The 18,041-nt window shown below is 48.1% G+C and carries 14 protein-coding genes; 3 read left to right on the plus strand and 11 right to left on the minus strand.

What is annotated here, in order from left to right; all coding sequences use genetic code 11:
- Both MXE39_RS10860 and MXE39_RS10865 read left to right on the plus strand, forming a co-directional pair.
- A partial coding sequence (locus MXE39_RS10860) for a flagellin (RefSeq protein ID WP_246978744.1) occupies window positions 1-692 on the plus strand: 692 nt, incomplete at its 5' end.
- A 1,894-nt stretch (window positions 693-2,586) separates the two neighbouring features.
- Complete coding sequence (locus tag MXE39_RS10865) at window positions 2,587-3,546, plus strand: flagellin (protein WP_246978743.1); 960 nt, start codon at window positions 2,587-2,589, stop codon at window positions 3,544-3,546.
- Between the two features lie 892 nt (window positions 3,547-4,438).
- On the opposite strand, the gene MXE39_RS10870 is transcribed toward MXE39_RS10865, so the two are convergent.
- The 6 genes from MXE39_RS10870 to MXE39_RS10895 all read right to left on the minus strand — a co-directional run bounded on the left by MXE39_RS10870 (window position 4,439) and on the right by MXE39_RS10895 (window position 11,543).
- Window positions 4,439-5,422 (minus strand): flagellin, encoded by a 984-nt coding sequence (locus MXE39_RS10870; RefSeq protein ID WP_246978742.1) that lies wholly within the window; start codon window positions 5,420-5,422, stop codon window positions 4,439-4,441.
- Between the two features lie 186 nt (window positions 5,423-5,608).
- Window positions 5,609-6,598 (minus strand): flagellin, encoded by a 990-nt coding sequence (locus tag MXE39_RS10875; RefSeq protein ID WP_246978741.1) that lies wholly within the window; start codon window positions 6,596-6,598, stop codon window positions 5,609-5,611.
- Between the two features lie 179 nt (window positions 6,599-6,777).
- Complete coding sequence (locus MXE39_RS10880) at window positions 6,778-7,770, minus strand: flagellin (protein ID WP_246978740.1); 993 nt, start codon at window positions 7,768-7,770, stop codon at window positions 6,778-6,780.
- A 179-nt stretch (window positions 7,771-7,949) separates the two neighbouring features.
- Entirely contained in the window at window positions 7,950-8,933 is a 984-nt protein-coding gene (locus tag MXE39_RS10885) for a flagellin (RefSeq protein WP_246978739.1), read from the minus strand.
- Window positions 8,934-9,378: 445 nt separating this feature from the next.
- Entirely contained in the window at window positions 9,379-10,362 is a 984-nt protein-coding gene (locus MXE39_RS10890) for a flagellin (RefSeq protein ID WP_246978738.1), read from the minus strand.
- 185 nt (window positions 10,363-10,547) lie between these two features.
- Entirely contained in the window at window positions 10,548-11,543 is a 996-nt protein-coding gene (locus tag MXE39_RS10895) for a flagellin (RefSeq protein WP_246978737.1), read from the minus strand.
- A gap of 85 nt (window positions 11,544-11,628) precedes the next feature.
- On the opposite strand from MXE39_RS10895, the gene MXE39_RS10900 reads away from it, so the two are divergent.
- On the plus strand, window positions 11,629-11,796 hold the full coding sequence (locus MXE39_RS10900) for a hypothetical protein (RefSeq protein ID WP_246978736.1): 168 nt from the start codon (window positions 11,629-11,631) through the stop codon (window positions 11,794-11,796).
- A 182-nt stretch (window positions 11,797-11,978) separates the two neighbouring features.
- On the opposite strand, the gene MXE39_RS10905 is transcribed toward MXE39_RS10900, so the two are convergent.
- The 5 genes from MXE39_RS10905 to MXE39_RS10925 form a co-directional block, all read right to left on the minus strand.
- Complete coding sequence (locus tag MXE39_RS10905) at window positions 11,979-12,962, minus strand: flagellin (protein WP_246978735.1); 984 nt, start codon at window positions 12,960-12,962, stop codon at window positions 11,979-11,981.
- 181 nt (window positions 12,963-13,143) lie between these two features.
- The gene (locus MXE39_RS10910) at window positions 13,144-14,136 is read right to left on the minus strand and encodes a flagellin (protein ID WP_246978734.1); all 993 of its coding nucleotides are present in this window, start codon (window positions 14,134-14,136) and stop codon (window positions 13,144-13,146) included.
- 440 nt (window positions 14,137-14,576) lie between these two features.
- A complete protein-coding gene (locus tag MXE39_RS10915; RefSeq protein ID WP_246978733.1) occupies window positions 14,577-15,557 on the minus strand; it encodes a flagellin in 981 nt (326 codons plus the stop codon).
- A gap of 183 nt (window positions 15,558-15,740) precedes the next feature.
- Window positions 15,741-16,724, minus strand: coding sequence for a flagellin (locus MXE39_RS10920; protein ID WP_246978732.1), 984 nt, complete (start codon window positions 16,722-16,724; stop codon window positions 15,741-15,743).
- Between the two features lie 191 nt (window positions 16,725-16,915).
- Complete coding sequence (locus MXE39_RS10925; RefSeq protein WP_246978731.1) at window positions 16,916-17,902, minus strand: flagellin; 987 nt, start codon at window positions 17,900-17,902, stop codon at window positions 16,916-16,918.
- Window positions 17,903-18,041: the final 139 nt, after the last annotated feature.

Genomic DNA, 18,041 nt, shown 5'->3' on the forward strand with positions numbered 1-18,041 from the left:
CTCTGGCCCAGACCATTGAAGGTGCCATGGACGAAATGACCGGCATGCTGCAGAAGATCCGTACTCTGGCAGTACAGTCTGCAAACGGCACCAATACCGAGGCTGACCGTAAGGCCCTGGATACCGAAGCTACAGCTCTGGTTGCCGAGATTGACCGTATTGTTGGCCAGACCAAGTTTGGCGGCAAGACCGTTCTCGACGGCGGTGATGACGGCACCAACTCAATTTATACCAATGCCAAGCAGAGCGCTGGTCAGCTTACCCTGCAGGTAGGCGCAAATAAGGGTGACACCATCACCTTTGACGTCTCTAATATGAAGTTCACCAAGGCTATTGCTCTTGCTGGTATCGGACAAAATGACATTGCAAAATTCTGGCATACCGACAAAAAGCTGATACTGTCCACTGCTGACGGTGCTCAGGCTACCATTGAAGCCCTGGATAAGATCATCGGCGCAGTAGACTCACAGCGTGCCGGACTAGGTGCAATCCAGAACAGATTGGAAAGTTCAATCCGCAACCAGGCAAATGTTGCTGCCAACCAGTCTGACGCCCGCAGCAGAATTCGTGACGCAGACTTCGCCGAAGAATCAGCCAATCTGTCCCAGCAGTCCATTATTCAGCAGGCTGCTACCTCCATGCTGATGCAGGCCAACACCCGTCCTCAGCTGGGTCTGTCACTGTTAGGCTAAAATCCGATTTACAAACGAAAGACGAATGACCGGACCTTTTAAAGGTCGGTCTCAAAGGTCCTCAGGCTTTACCGCCTCAGGGCCTTTTTGTTTTCCAGAGGCCTAACTTTGTAGTTGGCAGGTCGATATTCAAGCATGCAAGGAACTCCAGGGTTGTTACTTTCCGGCCTTTGCTGGCTTCATGGAACTTAAGGCACTTCGAATCCCAGGGGCAAACTCTGTAGAAGCTCAGGCCAATGGCGAGGTATGGGTAATTGCGTCAGGTTCAATAGTCGTGCGGACGGTTTCAGCATGTCATATGACTCATCGTCCAGTGTGGAGTCGTTTATAGCTTGCTTTCCCTGGTAACTCAATACTCGTGATGCTGTCTGCGCTTACACATGTCGAAACCTTATTAAGGCTCAGCAGTGTTTCGCCCCAAGCTCTTAGCACAATGCCATTGGCTTACAGGTCATTCAGTTGTCAGTTCTAAGATGGGCCTGGGGATCAGGCAATTTCGGGGACTGAGGATGGGAATGAGCGTACGGGTTGAAGCTCTTACCCATGGACTGATGTCTGTCCTTATAAGACCATGTAGATAGCCTATACCACGCCTCTGCTGTCTGACAGCTGCGGGCATGCAGCGACCGTCCCGGCCCTTGCCCTGACGAATTCTATGGCAATTAACAGAACTATTTAGCAGCTTCGCTACTTCACGAGCTGACCGGCGTCGAGGAGAGGAGTAGTCAGTGCTATGGCAGCAGAATGTATCACCTCATGAGGCAGAGTGTTACGACTGTGCTTGCCTTCATGACAAAGCCCTATGGGGCCTTTTGAGTGAACGTCAGTTAACCATCAGGACTTTACCTCAGAAGTTCTAAGCACGCATAACAGCTGTAGAGCGTGAGTGTAATGAGGGCTCAAAATCCCATTGTCTGCAGAAGCATAATGGTACTTTTAGAGTGTCATTGGTTATGACGAAAATGTCAGATATTATGTTACGTATATATCCCGTGGACAGTCGATACTTAAATTCGATAAACAAGCCGTTTGCATAAAGTCTGATTTTTCTCAAGAATGAGCCGTAAGTGTCATATTGCAAATCTATATAGTGGAGGAAATCGGACAGTTTGTTCTGGCATGAATGATAGAGCATGAAGCTCATCCAGGACGGCATCGTGCAGTCAGGGGGTAAATGCTCCTGACGATACTTGGTAAATCGCCCTTTACCTTATTCTATACATGCGATGTATAAGCCATTTTTCGGCATATATTGATGTTAATAATTTCAATGATCGGCCGAATTCTGCCTGTAACGACTATGGCTCAAAAGTGTCGATACCTATGACACTTCATTAGGGTAATATACTGCGTATTCATCCCGTGGAATGGTGACACATAAATTCGATAAATATCGTATTTATGAAAAACAGCATTTTTAAGCAACATACAGTGATTTTGTCACATATGCAAATTGTTTTGGAAAGCCGCTCTTAACCATGTCACCTGAAAGCGTTTGTGATGATGGATTTAAGGGCTGCTTACCTGCGTAGATGGCATGCAAGCAGAGCAAAGGGGATGAGACTGTGAAGTGGCTGGAGGGCGGCTCTTAGCGGATAAGGGCCCGACAGATTTTCACGGGGCAGAGGCGACAAGTGGGAATTAAATACATATACTCACAAATTTCAATATCTAATTTCTGGACTAGAATTTAGTCAGATGGCGCATTGACGGGCTTTAAAGGCAGTCTGACAGATAATATCTATCAGCAGTTTTACATGGCATGTATCCAGCATCCAAATAAGGCTGGTCGTATTTGCATATATCTAGGATGAAAGTGCCGTTGAGCTAATAACGGCCACTATTTCTTGGTCGTTCATTACACACAACACAACACACATGATGGAAACAGACCATGGCAGTATACGTAAACACGAATGTCAGTTCACTCAACGGCCGCAGATATCTGAATAACGTACAGAATCAGCTGACAACCACATACCAGAGACTCTCGTCAGGCCTGAGAATTAATTCCGCAAAGGACGATGCAGCAGGCCTCCAGATATCCTCACGCTTAACCACCCAGATTAATGGCCTGAATCAGGGTAACCGCAACTCCAATGACGGTATTGCTTTCGCCCAGACCGCTGAAGGTGCCATGGACGAAATTACTGGTATGCTGCAGAAGATGCGTACTCTTGCAGTTCAGGCCCGTAATGGAACCAATACCCTGGATGATCGCAAGGCTCTTGGTAAGGAAGCTACTGCTCTGGCTGAGGAAATTACCCGTATCGCCAAGCAGACCAAGTATGGCGGCTCCCTTATCCTCGACGGTGCTGGTGCAGGTTCAATCATGACCAAGGGCGGCGCAGCCGGTGGTCAGCCTCCTCAGGGTGGTAAGGACGAAGTAGGTAAGCTTACTTTACAGGTAGGAGCAAATAAGGGCGATACCGTCAGCTTCGAGGTTAACGCCATGAAGTTCTCTCAGATCGCTAAAAATGCCGGAATCCAGGACAATGATCTGAAATCTTTCTGGTCCGCCGGCGCTGGTCAGCAGGGTGGTGGTGCTATCAAGGTCAGCTTTACCAAGGCAGAAAATATTGACAAAGCGATTGAAGGCCTGGACAAGATGATTGGATCGGTAGATGCCAGTCGTGCTGGACTAGGTGCAATCCAGAACAGATTGGAGAGTTCTATTCGCAACCAGGCAAACGTTTCTGCCAACCAGTCTGACGCCCGCAGCAGAATTCGTGACGCAGATTTCGCTGAAGAATCAGCTAATCTGTCTCAGCAGTCCATTATCCAGCAGGCTGCAACCTCCATGCTGATGCAGGCTAATACCCGCCCTCAGCTGGGCCTGTCACTGCTCGGTTAAATCATAGCTTTTAAGCTTCAGATTTGAGTAGCAATACAAACTACTCTTAAAGCCTCCAGGCCATCATGGTAAGGAGGCTTTATTTTTGTCTGGCGGGTGGAACTGAAGCAGGACAGAGTTGCATTGCATACAGAACGTCCCTAAAGCCCCTCTACGCTTTCACAGAGACGATTTTAGCTGTCACCGGTACATCTCCATACCATTGAACACGCCATCGCTCTGTGAGTGACTGTGATAGCTCTACGTTGATTCAAAGTGGCGCTGTGGAATTGACCTTAGCTACACCTTGGATGCGAGCGTTAGAGGCAACTGCTTGCTTGATGCAGTTCCAAAGTGGAATGTGAGATGACATTAGATAAGCATGCTCTGGCCCATATAGGGCTTTTCGTTTAAACAGAGCAGCTTATCTCTGTCAGATATTAGGCTCGAATAGAAAAGCTATGGAGAGAAACGCCAGAGAGGCGTACAGGGCTTTCATAGAGCGCATCCTCAGGCATAGGGGTACAACATATGCAGAAGTCAGGTGCGTTGCTGTAGGGAGAGCAGGGAGGGCTGATAGAGCGTTTAGGCAGAAATATAGAATTTTGGATTTATCGTTCAGGTGCCTGAAATAATTTAACAATATTCTTTTATTTTACGTTACGGTAAAACATTTTGCAGTTTGCAGGCATAAAAAAGGCGGACTTGCGTCCGCCTCTGAATGATTAAGAGAGAATATATCTGTTTATATTACTGTTATGGTGCTGACAGTGCAATAGTTTTGTCCAACAATTTCAAATTTCACGATATATCGATTCGCTTAATGCTTTCTTGCAGCATTTTGAAACTAAAAAGGCGAGCCTATGGCCCGCCCTGAACGATAAAGAGAAACTTGTGAAGAGGCCCTGGGGTCTTACCTGCCCAGGAGGCTAAGAGCAATAGTAGGGCGCTGGTTGGCCTGTGCTAAAACGGTCTGGCAGGCCTGCTGGATGATATTGCCCTGAGTAAGAGCTGCAGTCTCAGCGGCGAAGTCTGTGTCCCTGATTCTTGAGCGGGCATCTGCCTCATTCTCGGAAATACCAGCCTGATTACGAATAGCACTTTCCATTCTGTTCTGTAAAGCGCCAAGGCCTGCACGCTTGGAATCTACCGCCTGAATGACCTTATCAATGTTTGCCAGAGTGTCAGTAGCCAGCTTGGCTGAGGAAACTGTCCAGCGAACTAATGATTTGGCATTACCGTCAATAACAATTCCATTGGATTTAACTGCGGCAGATCCGGTTGCAATATTTTTGGCTTCTCCAATTTGAGCCATTTTTGCTAACCCAGACATGGTGAAAGCATCTTTCCAGTCTAAGGTAAGAGTGTCTCCGGCATTTGCACCTACCTGGAAAACAATCTTACCTTCATTTGCAGCGCCTGTACTTGGAATAATGCTGGTAGGATTTTTGGTATAGTCAGTGGCATTATTCTTTGGACCGTTAAGGATGGTGTTGCCGGCGAAGGTAGTCTGACGGGCAATACGGTTGATTTCTTCAGACAGCTGGGTCACTTCCTGCTGAATGGCCTTACGGTCGGATGCGGAGTTGGTGCCGTTAGCGGACTGTACGGCCAGTACACGGATGCGCTGCAGCATTGAGGTGGTCTCATCAAGAGCACCTTCAATGGTCTGAGCTAAGGCAATACCGTCGTTGGTGTTGCGGTTGCCCTGATTGAGGCCGTTGATCTGGGAGGTTAGGCGGTCAGAGATTTGAAGGCCTGCAGCGTCGTCTTTGGCAGAGTTAATACGCATACCAGAGGCGAGTCTCTGGTAGCTGGTATTGAGGTTCAGGGTGGCATTGCTGAGCTTTCTTTGCGCATTGATGCTGCTGATGTTGGTATTAACGTAAAGTGCCATAATTCATACTCTCTCTCTTTAAGATTTGCTGCTTGCGGCAAATCTGACAGCTGCAACTGTCTGTTCGCTTTCTTCACGAACTGTATAAGGACGCTATCACTGCGTCTCGGTCTCTGTGTTCTTAGAAAGGCGGGCTTTGTTGCCCGCCCTGAACGATAAAGAGAAACCTGGATATCTGATGTTTGATTACTGACCTAACAGGCTCAGTGCAATAGTAGGGCGCTGGTTGGCCTGAGCTAAAACGGTCTGGCAGGCCTGCTGGATGATATTGCCCTGAGTAAGAGCTGCAGTCTCAGCGGCAAAATCTGTGTCTCGAATTCTTGAGCGGGCATCAGCCTCATTCTCAGAAATACCGGCCTGATTACGAATAGCACTTTCCATTCTGTTCTGTAAAGCGCCAAGACCTGCACGCTTGGAGTCTACTGCCTGGATTACCTTGTCGATGTTCTCAAGAGTATAAGTAGCCAAAGATGCTGCAGAAACAGTCCAGCGAACCTGAGACTTGTCTCCGTTATCAATAACAATTCCTTTGTCGTAGTTTTTGTTACCTTGTGCAGTATCTTTAGCTTGACCGAGCTGAGCCATTTTTGCCAAGCCTGACATGGTAAAAGCGTCTGCCCAGCTGAGAGTTAAGGTATCGCCAGCATTGGCACCTACCTGAAAAATGACAGAGTTCTTGCCAGGACCGGCGTTAGGAATAAGACTGTTTGGATTGTTTAGATACTGTTCGTTACCAGCTTTACCAGTAACTACAGGACCATTAAGAATAGTGTTGCCAGCGAAAGTTGTCTGGCGGGCGATACGATTGATTTCCTGGGAGAGCTGGGTGACTTCCTGCTGGATAGCAGCGCGGTCTGAAGCTGAGTTAGTGCCGTTTGCGGACTGTACGGCCAGAACGCGGATACGCTGCAGCATTGAGGTGGTCTCGTCGAGAGCACCTTCAATGGTCTGAGCTAAGGCAATACCGTCGTTAGTGTTACGGTTGCCCTGGTTAAGGCCGTTGATCTGGGATGTGAGTCGGTCAGAGATTTGAAGACCTGCAGCGTCGTCTTTGGCAGAGTTAATACGCATACCAGAAGCGAGTCGCTGGTAGCTGGTGTTCAGGTTCAAGGTAGCATTACTGAGCTTTCTTTGCGCATTGATGCTGCTGATGTTGGTATTAACGTAAAGTGCCATTTTTAAATACTCTCTCTCTTAAATATATGCCTGTTTCAGGCATATCTGACAGCTGTAACTGTCGGTTCGCTCTCTTTGCGAACTATAGGACGCTTGGGATGCGTCCTTCTTCTCTTTGCTCATATTAAAGGGCGAGGGAATGAGTCGCCCTGAGCTGTAAATATGTTCTGTTTGTTTGATTACTGGCCCAAGAGGCTAAGTGCAATAGTAGGGCGCTGGTTAGCCTGTGCTAAAACGGTCTGGCAGGCCTGCTGGATGATGTTGCCCTGGGTAAGAGCAGCGGTCTCAGCGGCAAAATCTGTGTCTCGAATTCTTGAGCGGGCATCAGCCTCATTCTCGGAAATGCCTGCCTGATTACGTATAGCGCTCTCCATTCTGTTCTGTAAAGCGCCCAGTCCGGCACGCTTGGAGTCTACGGCCTGAATGACCCTATCAATCTTCTCAAGAGTATAAGTGGCGAGAGATGCAGCAGAAACTGTCCATCGTACTTGTGATTTATCACCGTTATCAATAACAATGCCATCGCTGTAGTCTTTGTTACCACCCTGGGCTGTATTTTTAGCCTGACCAAGTCCCGCCATTTTGGCAAGACCTGACATTGTGAATGGATCAGCCCAGCTTAGTGTTAAGGTGTCTCCAGCATTTGCTCCGACCTGAAAAATAACAGAATTTTTACCAGGTCCGTCAGCAGGAATAAGACTGTTAGGGTTGTTCAGATATGCATCGGTTTGTGTTTTTCCTGTAACAACAGGTCCATTGAGAATAGTGTTACCGGCGAAGGTAGTCTGGCGGGCAATACGGTTGATTTCCTGGGAGAGCTGGGTGACCTCCTGCTGGATAGCAGCGCGGTCTGATGCTGAGTTGGTACCGTTAGCGGACTGTACGGCCAGTACACGGATACGCTGTAGCATTGTGGTGGTCTCGTCGAGAGCACCTTCAATGGTCTGAGCTAAGGCAATGCCGTCATTGGTGTTACGGTTGCCCTGGTTAAGGCCGTTGATTTGGGAGGTGAGGCGGTCGGAGATTTGAAGACCTGCAGCGTCGTCTTTGGCAGAGTTAATACGCATACCAGAGGCGAGTCGCTGGTAGCTGGTGTTCAGGTTCAGGGTAGCATTACTAAGCTTTCTTTGCGCATTAATGCTGCTTACGTTTGTATTAACATAAAGTGCCATTTTTAAATACTCTCTCTCTTAAAGATATGCCGGTTTCAGGCATATCTGACAGCTGCAACTGTCGGTTCGCTCTCTTTACGAACTATAAGACGCTTAGGATGCGTCTTTCTTCTCTTTGCTCATATTAGAGGGCGAGGGAATTAGTCGCCCTGAGCTGTAAATATGTTCTGTTTGTTTGATTACTGGCCTAAGAGGCTAAGTGCAATAGTAGGGCGCTGGTTGGCCTGAGCGAGGACTGTCTGACATGCCTGCTGGATGATGTTGCCCTGAGTCAGGGCTGCGGTCTCAGCGGCGAAGTCTGTGTCTCGAATTCTTGAACGGGCATCGGCCTCATTCTCAGAAATACCCGCCTGATTGCGGATAGCACTTTCCATTCTGTTCTGTAAAGCGCCAAGTCCGGCACGCTTAGAGTCAACAGCCTGAATTACGGCATCGATATTTGCAAGGGTGTATTGGGCATTGGATGCAGAAGATACGGTCCAGCGAACCTGATCTTTAGCATTTCCGTCTACAACAATGCCATTTTTGGCAGGATTGTTTTTGTTCGTTGCATCAACTGCCTGTCCAAGATTTGCCATCTTGGCAAGGCCAGACATAGTAAAGGCTTCGGACCAGTTCAAGGCCAGAGTATCGCCAGCATTTGCGCCAACCTGGAAGATAATCTTGCCAGCATTAGCGGAGCCTGCACTTGGAATGATACTTTTGGTCTCTTTTAAGTGATCCTGACCACTAGGGTGGTTAGAGCCGTTGAGGATGGTGTTACCTGCAAAGGTGGTCTGGCGGGCAATACGGTTGATTTCCTGAGAGAGCTGGGTTACTTCTTCCTGGATTGCCTTGCGGTCGGACTGGGAATTGGTTCCGTTAGCGGACTGTACGGCCAGTACACGTATACGCTGCAGCATTGAGGTGGTTTCATCGAGAGCACCTTCAATGGTCTGAGCTAAGGCGATACCGTCGTTGGTGTTACGGTTGCCCTGATTGAGGCCGTTGATCTGGGAGGTGAGACGGTCGGAGATTTGAAGTCCTGCAGCGTCGTCTTTGGCAGAGTTAATACGCATACCAGATGCGAGTCTCTGGTAGCTGGTATTGAGGTTCAGGGTAGCATTACTGAGCTTTCTTTGCGCATTAATGCTGCTGACGTTTGTATTAACATAAAGTGCCATTTTTAAATACTCTCTCTCTTTCTCTCTTAGTTTGTCTTGCCGAATTGCGGCAATATTTCGACAGCTGCAACTGTCTTTCTCTCTTAATTGGATTAGGTGTCAAAAAACAAGCAATTAGTAAGCCATAATTGCCTTATACATGAAAAAGGCGAGCTTGCGCTCGCCTTATTTCAAAAGAGAAAGAGATGTGATAAATATCAGCCTTAACGACTGACAAAACTGGATCAATGGATACTTTTCCAAGCCTTAATATCAGGACTATAGCGGCAAGCACCTTTGAGAAGTTCAGGAGCTGGTTTTAATCTCCTCAATCTAACTATTAAGATGCATGCAGGCACTGTATCCACGAGTGAAACTGTATATCCATATTACTTCTCTTCGATCTTAAGAAGGCGAGCCAGTGGCCCGCCCTGAACGATAAAGAGAAAGTGATGAATCTTTGAGCTTACTGGCCTAAGAGGCTCAGAGCGATAGTAGGGCGCTGGTTGGCCTGTGCAAGAACGGTCTGGCAGGCCTGCTGGATAATGTTGCCCTGGGTAAGTGCGGCGGTTTCAGCGGCGAAGTCTGTGTCTCTGATTCTTGAGCGGGCATCAGCCTCATTCTCGGAAATACCTGCCTGATTACGAATAGCGCTTTCCATTCTGTTCTGTAAAGCGCCAAGGCCTGCACGCTTGGAATCTACGGCTTGAATAACCTTGTCGATATTAGCCAGAGTGTCAGTTGCTAACTTGGCTGTGGATACAGTCCAACGTACCTGAGATTTGCCGTTAGCTTCTATTAGTATTCCGTTAGTGTTCAAACCTGCTGAACCGTTACCTAGGTTTTTAGCTTCACCAATACCAGCCATTTTGGCCAGGCCTGACATAGTGAAAGGATCACCCCAGTTCAAAGTAAGAGTATCGCCTGCATTAGCACCTACTTGGAATACAATTTTTCCAGCATTTGCAGCGCCTGTACTTGGAATAATGCTGGTAGGATTTTTGGTATAGTCATTGGCATTATTCTTTGGGCCGTTAAGGATGGTGTTGCCGGCGAAGGTGGTCTGGCGGGCAATGCGGTTGATTTCCTGCGAAAGCTGGGTTACTTCTTCCTGGATAGCTTTGCGATCAGAGGCTGAGTTGGTGCCGTTGGCTGACTGTACGGCCAGAACACGGATACGCTGGAGCATAGAGGTGGTCTCATCGAGTGCACCTTCAATGGTCTGAGCTAAGGCAATGCCGTCGTTGGTGTTACGGTTGCCCTGATTGAGGCCGTTGATCTGGGAGGTAAGGCGGTCAGAGATTTGAAGACCTGCAGCGTCATCTTTGGCGGAGTTAATACGCATACCAGAAGCCAGTCTCTGGTAGCTGGTGTTAAGGTTCAGGGTAGCATTGCTGAGCTTTCTTTGCGCATTGATGCTGCTAACGTTCGTATTAACGTAAAGTGCCATAATTCATACTCTCTCTCTCTTGGATTTGCGGTGCATGCGGCAAATCGGACAGCTGCAACTGTCTATTCTCTCTAAATGGTACTTATCAGATCTGCGCTGAAAGTACATCAAAGCTCTATCTGCTCCTAAAGGCGAGGCTTTGCTCGCCTTAAAGGGATAGAGAAATATGCTTATTCGTTTGATTATTAGCCTTGACCTAACAGGCTCAGAGCAATAGTAGGGCGCTGATTAGCCTGGGCTAAAACGGTCTGGCAGGCTTGCTGGATGATGTTGCCCTGGGTAAGAGCTGCAGTCTCAGCGGCGAAGTCTGTGTCCCTGATTCTTGAGCGGGCATCGGCTTCATTCTCGGAAATACCGGCCTGGTTGCGGATAGCACTTTCCATTCTGTTCTGTAAAGCGCCCAGTCCTGCACGCTTGGAATCAACAGCCTGGATAACCTTGTCAATGTTTGCCAGAGTATCAGTAGCTAATTTTGCAGAGGAAACTGTCCAGCGAACGAGTGATTTATTGCCATCGATAACAATGCCATTTGAGTCGACAGCTTTTGAGCCAGTTGCACCAGTTATATCTTTGGCTTGTCCGATGTTTGCCATTGCGGCTAAGCCAGACATTGTGAATGGCTCTTTCCAGTTCAATGTAAGAGTATCGCCAGCATTAGCTCCCACCTGGAATACTATTTTGCCCTCGTTTGCTGAGCCAGCACTTGGAATAATGCTATTAGGATTCTGTAACCATGCATTTGCATTTTTCGTGTCTTTTGGACCATTGAGAATGGTGTTACCGGCAAATGTAGTCTGACGAGCAATACGGTTGATTTCTTCTGAAAGCTGGGTAACTTCCTGCTGGATAGCTTTGCGGTCAGCAGCTGAGTTGGTGCCGTTGGCGGACTGTACGGCCAGTACACGGATACGCTGCAGCATTGAGGTGGTCTCGTCGAGAGCACCTTCAATGGTCTGAGCTAAGGCAATGCCGTCATTAGTGTTGCGGTTGCCCTGGTTAAGGCCGTTAATCTGGGAGGTAAGGCGATCGGAGATTTGAAGGCCGGCGGCGTCATCTTTGGCAGAGTTGATGCGCATGCCGGAAGCGAGGCGCTGATAGCTGGTATTAAGGTTCAGAGTAGCATTACTGAGCTTTCTCTGAGCATTGATGCTGCTTACGTTCGTATTAACGTAAAGTGCCATATTCCACTCTCTCTCTTTGTTTGTCTTGCCGTCTTGCGGCAATAATTCGACAGCTGCAACTGTCGCTCTCTCTTAATTGGAATAGATGTCAAAAAACAAGCAATTAGCAAGCCATGATGCCCGTATGCATGAAAAAGGCGAGCTTGCGCTCGCCTTATTTCAAAAGAGAAAGAGATCTGATAAATATCAGCCTGAACGACTGACAAAACTGGATCAATGGATACTTTTCCAAGCCTTAATATCAGGACTATAGCGGCAAGCACCTTTGCGAAGTTCAGGAGCTGGTTTTAATCTCCTCAATCTAACTATTAAGATGCATGCAGGCACTGTATCCACGAGTGAAACTGTATATCCATATTACTTCTCTTCGCTCTTAAGAAGGCGAGCCAATAGCCCGCCATGAACGATAAAGAGAAAGTGATTAATCTATTGAGCTTACTGGCCTAAGAGGCTCAGAGCGATAGTAGGGCGCTGGTTGGCCTGAGCAAGGACTGTCTGACAGGCTTGCTGGATAATGTTGCCCTGGGTTAGAGCAGCGGTCTCAGCTGCGAAGTCAGTGTCCCTGATTCTTGAGCGGGCATCGGCCTCATTCTCGGAAATACCGGCCTGATTTCGGATAGCGCTTTCCATTCTGTTCTGTAAAGCGCCCAGGCCTGCACGCTTGGAGTCTACAGCCTGGATAACTGCATCGATGTTTGCAAGTGTATATGTTGCAAGTGATGCGGAAGAAACTGTCCATCTTACCTGATCTTTAGAATTGGCTGCACTGACTACGAGTCCATTCTTACCTGCGTTTGCAGTACCAGTTTGTTTTGCTTCTCCAAGCTGAGCCATCTTTGCCAGTCCAGACATAGTAAAGGCTTCGGACCAGTTTAGAGCTAAAGTGTCGCCTGCATTAGCGCCAACCTGGAAAATAATTTTTCCAGCGTTTGCTGAGCCTGCACTTGGAATGATGCTTTTTGTTTCTTTTAAGTGGTTTTGACCATTTGGGTTGTTTGAGCCATTCAGAATGGTGTTGCCGGCAAAGGTGGTCTGGCGGGCAATGCGGTTGATTTCCTGCGAAAGCTGGGTTACTTCTTCCTGGATTGCTTTGCGATCTGATGCAGAGTTGGTGCCGTTGGCAGACTGTACGGCCAGAACACGGATGCGCTGGAGCATGGAGGTGGTCTCGTCGAGTGCACCTTCGATAGTTTGAGCTAAGGCAATACCGTCGTTAGTGTTACGGTTGCCCTGATTGAGGCCGTTAATCTGAGAGGTTAAGCGGTCGGAGATTTGAAGACCTGCAGCGTCGTCTTTGGCGGAGTTAATACGCATACCAGAAGCCAGTCTCTGGTAGCTGGTGTTAAGGTTCAGGGTAGCATTACTGAGCTTTCTCTGCGCATTGATGCTGCTAACGTTCGTATTAACGTAAAGTGCCATAATTCATACTCTCTCTTGGATTTGCTGTGCATGCGGCAAATCGAACAGCTGCAACTGTCTATTCTCTCTCAATGGTACTTATCAGATCTGCGCTGAAAGTACATCAAAGCTCTATCTGCTCCTAAAGGCGAGGCTTTGCTCGCCTTAAAGGGACAGAGAAATATGCTTATTTGTTTGATGCTTAGCCTTGACCTAACAGGCTCAGAGCAATTGTAGGGCGCTGATTAGCCTGGGCTAAAACGGTCTGGCAGGCTTGCTGGATGATGTTGCCCTGGGTAAGAGCTGCGGTCTCAGCGGCGAAGTCTGTGTCCCTGATTCTTGAGCGGGCATCAGCCTCATTTTCAGAAATGCCAGCCTGGTTGCGGATAGCACTTTCCATTCTGTTCTGTAAAGCGCCCAGTCCTGCACGCTTGGAGTCTACGGCCTGGATAACCTTATCAATGTTTGCCAGTGTATCAGTTGCTAATTTAGCAGAGGAGACAGTCCAGCGAACAAGTGATTTGTTTGTATCGATAACAATGCCATTTTGGTCAACACCTTTTGATCCTTGCGCGGCAATATTTTTAGCTTCACCGATATTGGCCATCTTGGCCAGGCCTGACATCGTAAACGGCTCATTCCAGTTTAAGGTAAGAGTATCACCTGCATTAGCGCCTACTTGGAAAATAATCTTTCCTGCATTGGCAGAACCAGCACTGGGAATGATGCTGGTTGCATTTTTTAACCATGCATTTTGATTGGTCGTATCCTTTGGACCATTCAGAATGGTATTGCCAGCAAAAGTGGTCTGGCGGGCAATACGGTTGATTTCTTCTGAAAGCTGGGTAACTTCCTGCTGGATAGCTTTGCGGTCAGAGGCTGAGTTGGTGCCATTGGCTGACTGAACGGCCAGGACGCGGATACGCTGCAGCATTTGGGTAGTCTCGTCGAGAGCACCTTCAATGGTCTGAGCCAAGGCAATGCCGTCATTGGTGTTACGGTTGCCCTGGTTAAGGCCGTTAATCTGGGAGGTAAGGCGATCGGAGATTTGAAGGCCGGCGGCGTCATCTTTGGCAGAGTTGATGCGCATGCCGGAAGCGAGGCGCTGATAGCTGGTATTAAGGTTCAGAGTAGCATTACTGAGCTTTCTCTGGGCATTGATGCTGCTTACGTTCGTATTAACGTAAAGTGCCATATTCCACTCTCTCTCTTAGTTTGTCTTGCCGTCTTGCGGCAATAATTCGACAGCTGCAACTGTCGCTCTCTCTTAATTGGAATAGATGTCAAAAAACAAGCAATTAGCAAGCCATGATGCCTGTATTCATGAAAAAGGCGAGCTTGCGCTCGCCTTATTTCAAAAGAGAAAGAGAAAGAGAAACGATAAATATCAGCCTCTTGGCTGACAAAACCGGATCAATGGATACTTTTCCAGACCTCAATATCAGGTCTATAGCGGCAAGCACCTTTGCGAAGTTCAGGAGCTGGATTTAATCTCCTCAATCTAACTTTTAAGATGCGTGCAGGCACTGTATCCACTATTAAAACTGTAGATTCGTATTACTTCTACTATCCCTTAATAAGGCGAGCCAATGACCCGCCCTGAACGATAAAGAGAAAGTGATGATTCTGTAGAATTTACTGGCCTAAGAGGCTTAGAGCGATAGTAGGGCGCTGGTTGGCCTGTGCAAGAACGGTCTGGCAGGCCTGCTGAATGATATTGCCCTGGGTAAGAGCAGCGGTCTCAGCTGCGAAGTCTGTGTCCCTGATTCTTGAGCGGGCATCTGCCTCATTCTCGGAAATACCGGCCTGATTTCGGATAGCGCTCTCCATTCTGTTCTGTAAAGCGCCCAGACCTGCACGCTTGGAGTCTACTGCCTGGATAACCTTATCAATGTTGGCAAGTGTATATGTTGCCAGCGATGCAGCAGAGACGGTCCAACGAACCTGAGTTTTATCGGCACCATCAATTACAATACCTGACTTTGCATCTTTAACATTGGCAATGTTTTTGGCCTCACCCAGATTTGCCATCCTGGCAAGTCCTGACATTGTAAATGCCTGAGACCAATTTAATGCCAGTGTGTCACCTGCATTTGCACCTACTTGGAAAATAATCTTGCCGGCATTAGCTGAACCAGCACTGGGAATAATACTTTTGGTCTCTTTCAGGTGATCGTTGGCGTTCGGGTTGTTTGAGCCATTCAGAATTGTGTTGCCTGCAAAAGTAGTCTGGCGGGCAATACGGTTGATTTCCTGGGAAAGCTGGGTTACTTCTTCCTGGATAGCTTTGCGATCAGAGGCTGAGTTGGTGCCGTTGGCTGACTGTACGGCCAGAACACGGATACGCTGCAGCATAGAGGTGGTCTCGTCGAGAGCACCTTCAATGGTCTGAGCTAAGGCAATACCGTCGTTGGTGTTACGGTTTCCCTGGTTAAGGCCGTTAATCTGGGAGGTGAGACGGTCGGAGATTTGAAGACCTGCAGCGTCGTCTTTGGCAGAGTTAATACGCATACCAGAAGCCAGTCTCTGGTAGCTGGTGTTGAGGTTCAGGGTGGCATTACTGAGCTTTCTTTGCGCATTGATGCTGCTGACGTTTGTATTAACGTAAAGTGCCATAATTCATACTCTCTCTCTTGGATTTGCCTTGTATGCGGCAAATCGGACAGCTGCAACTGTCTATTCTCTCTAAATTGTACTTATCAGATCTGCGCTGAAAGTACATCAAAGCTCTATCTGCTCCTAAAGGCGAGCCTCAGCTCGCCTAAAAGGGATAGAGAAATATGCTTATTTGTTTGATTCTTAGCCTTGACCTAACAGGCTCAGAGCAATGGTAGGGCGCTGGTTGGCCTGGGTAAGTACGGTCTGACAGGCCTGCTGGATGATGTTGCCCTGAGTAAGAGCGGCAGTCTCAGCGGCGAAGTCTGTGTCCCTGATTCTTGAACGGGCATCAGCTTCATTCTCAGAAATACCAGCCTGATTTCTAATAGCGCTCTCCATTCTGTTCTGTAAAGCGCCCAGTCCAGCACGCTTGGAATCAACGGCCTGGATAACAGCATCTATATTGGCAAGAGTGTATGTGGCCAGAGAGGCTGCAGAAACTGTCCATCTAACCTGTGATTTGTCGCCATCATAGACAATACCCTTGTTGTAATCCTTACCACCTTGTGCTGTATCTTTAGCAGGACCTAGGCCAGCCATGACAGCAAGGCCAGACATTGTAAAAGGATCACTCCAGTTTAAGGTAAGAGTATCACCCGCATTTGCGCCAACCTGGAAAATTATTTTGCCTTCGTTAGCAGCACCTTTACTTGGAATAATACTTGTAGGATTGTTAGTGTAATCAGCTTTGCCTGTTACACGTGGGCCATTGAGGATGGTGTTGCCAGCAAAGGTGGTCTGGCGGGCAATACGGTTAATTTCCTGGGAGAGCTGGGTTACTTCTTCCTGGATTGCTTTGCGGTCGGAGGCTGAGTTGGTGCCATTGGCGGACTGAACGGCCAGGACGCGGATACGCTGCAGCATTGAGGAGGTCTCGTCGAGAGCACCTTCAATGGTCTGAGCTAAGGCAATGCCGTCATTAGTGTTGCGGTTGCCCTGGTTAAGGCCGTTAATCTGGGAAGTAAGACGGTCGGAGATTTGAAGGCCGGCAGCGTCATCTTTGGCAGAGTTGATGCGCATGCCGGAAGCGAGGCGCTGATAGCTGGTATTAAGGTTCAGAGTTGCATTGCTGAGCTTTCTCTGAGCATTGATGCTGCTTACGTTCGTATTAACGTAAAGTGCCATATTTCACTCTCTCTCTTAGTTTGTCTTGCCGAATTGCGGCAATATCATGACAGCTGCAACTGTCGCTCTCTCTTAAATGGCATAGGTATTAAAAAACAAGCAATAAGCAAGCCATAAAGCTCATATTTATCGAATTCATTAAAAAGGCGAGCATGTGCTCGCCTTAATTAAAAGAGAAAGAGAGTAAATAATTAGCGGCCTAACAGGCTTAGCGCAATGGTTGGGCGCTGGTTAGCCTGAGCAAGTACTGTCTGGGAAGCCTGCTGAATAATGTTGCCCTGAGTCAGTGCAGCAGTTTCAGCGGCAAAATCAGTGTCCCTGATTCTTGAGCGGGCATCAGCCTCATTTTCTGAAATACATGCCTGATTACGAATAGCGCTCTCCATTCTGTTCTGTAAAGCGCCAAGGCCAGCTCGCTTGGAATCTACAACCTGAATTACCTTGTCGATATTTGCGAGTGTGTACGTAGCAAGTGACGCAGCTGAAATAGTCCAGCGTACCTGTGATTTATCTGTACCGTCAATTACGATACCTTTCTGGGCATCCTTGTTAGCGCCAATATCTTTAGCTTCGCCAAGTCCGGCCATTTTTGCAAGACCTGACATTGTAAAAGCGTCGGCCCAGCTAAGCGCGAGTGTATCTCCTGCATTAGCACCTACCTGGAAAAGAACTGAGTTCTTGCTAGGACCTGTGGCCGGAATAAGGCTGTTTTCGTTATTGAGATGTGCTTCGCCAGCAGTCTTACCGGCAACATATGGGCCATTCAGCACAGTGGCGCCTGCAAAGGTGGTCTGGCGGGCGATACGGTTGATTTCCTGGGAGAGCTGAGTAACTTCTTCCTGGAGGGCTTTGCGGTCGGAGGCGGAGTTGGTGCCGTTTGCGGACTGTACTGCCAGCACACGGATGCGCTGGAGCATGTTGGTGGTTTCGTCGAGGGCTCCTTCGATGGTCTGGGCAAGGGCGATACCGTCGTTGGTGTTGCGGTTGCCCTGGTTGAGGCCATTGATCTGGGAGGTAAGACGGTCAGCTATCTGGAGACCGGCTGCATCATCTTTGGCAGAGTTGATACGCAGGCCTGAGGACAGGCGCTGATAGCTGGTATTGAGGTTCAGAGTCGCATTGCTCAGCTTTCTTTGCGCATTTATGCTGCTGACGTTCGTGTTAACGTAAAGTGCCATATTTCATTCTCTCTCTTAAGTATGTTTGCCGCAGGCGGCAAACGTAGACAGCTGCAACTGTCTTTCTCTCTTAAAGTGCTTATATATCAAAATGGCTGCAACTTCTGCACCATTTTTCTATATCTAGGATCGTGAATTA

This window comes from Anaerobiospirillum sp. NML120511 (assembly GCF_023050955.1).
GTDB lineage: Bacteria > Pseudomonadota > Gammaproteobacteria > Enterobacterales > Succinivibrionaceae > Anaerobiospirillum.

Bases quoted from the DNA above. Each gene is read 5' to 3' on its own strand.
- MXE39_RS10865 (WP_246978743.1), top strand. From the start codon at position 2,587: ATGGCAGTATACGTAAACACGAATGTCAGTTCACTCAACGGCCGCAGA.
- MXE39_RS10870 (WP_246978742.1), bottom strand. From the start codon at position 5,422: ATGGCACTTTACGTTAATACCAACATCAGCAGCATCAATGCGCAAAGA.
- MXE39_RS10875 (WP_246978741.1), bottom strand. From the start codon at position 6,598: ATGGCACTTTACGTTAATACCAACATCAGCAGCATCAATGCGCAAAGA.
- MXE39_RS10880 (WP_246978740.1), bottom strand. From the start codon at position 7,770: ATGGCACTTTATGTTAATACAAACGTAAGCAGCATTAATGCGCAAAGA.
- MXE39_RS10885 (WP_246978739.1), bottom strand. From the start codon at position 8,933: ATGGCACTTTATGTTAATACAAACGTCAGCAGCATTAATGCGCAAAGA.
- MXE39_RS10890 (WP_246978738.1), bottom strand. From the start codon at position 10,362: ATGGCACTTTACGTTAATACGAACGTTAGCAGCATCAATGCGCAAAGA.
- MXE39_RS10895 (WP_246978737.1), bottom strand. From the start codon at position 11,543: ATGGCACTTTACGTTAATACGAACGTAAGCAGCATCAATGCTCAGAGA.
- MXE39_RS10900 (WP_246978736.1), top strand. From the start codon at position 11,629: ATGTCAAAAAACAAGCAATTAGCAAGCCATGATGCCCGTATGCATGAA.
- MXE39_RS10905 (WP_246978735.1), bottom strand. From the start codon at position 12,962: ATGGCACTTTACGTTAATACGAACGTTAGCAGCATCAATGCGCAGAGA.
- MXE39_RS10910 (WP_246978734.1), bottom strand. From the start codon at position 14,136: ATGGCACTTTACGTTAATACGAACGTAAGCAGCATCAATGCCCAGAGA.
- MXE39_RS10915 (WP_246978733.1), bottom strand. From the start codon at position 15,557: ATGGCACTTTACGTTAATACAAACGTCAGCAGCATCAATGCGCAAAGA.
- MXE39_RS10920 (WP_246978732.1), bottom strand. From the start codon at position 16,724: ATGGCACTTTACGTTAATACGAACGTAAGCAGCATCAATGCTCAGAGA.
- MXE39_RS10925 (WP_246978731.1), bottom strand. From the start codon at position 17,902: ATGGCACTTTACGTTAACACGAACGTCAGCAGCATAAATGCGCAAAGA.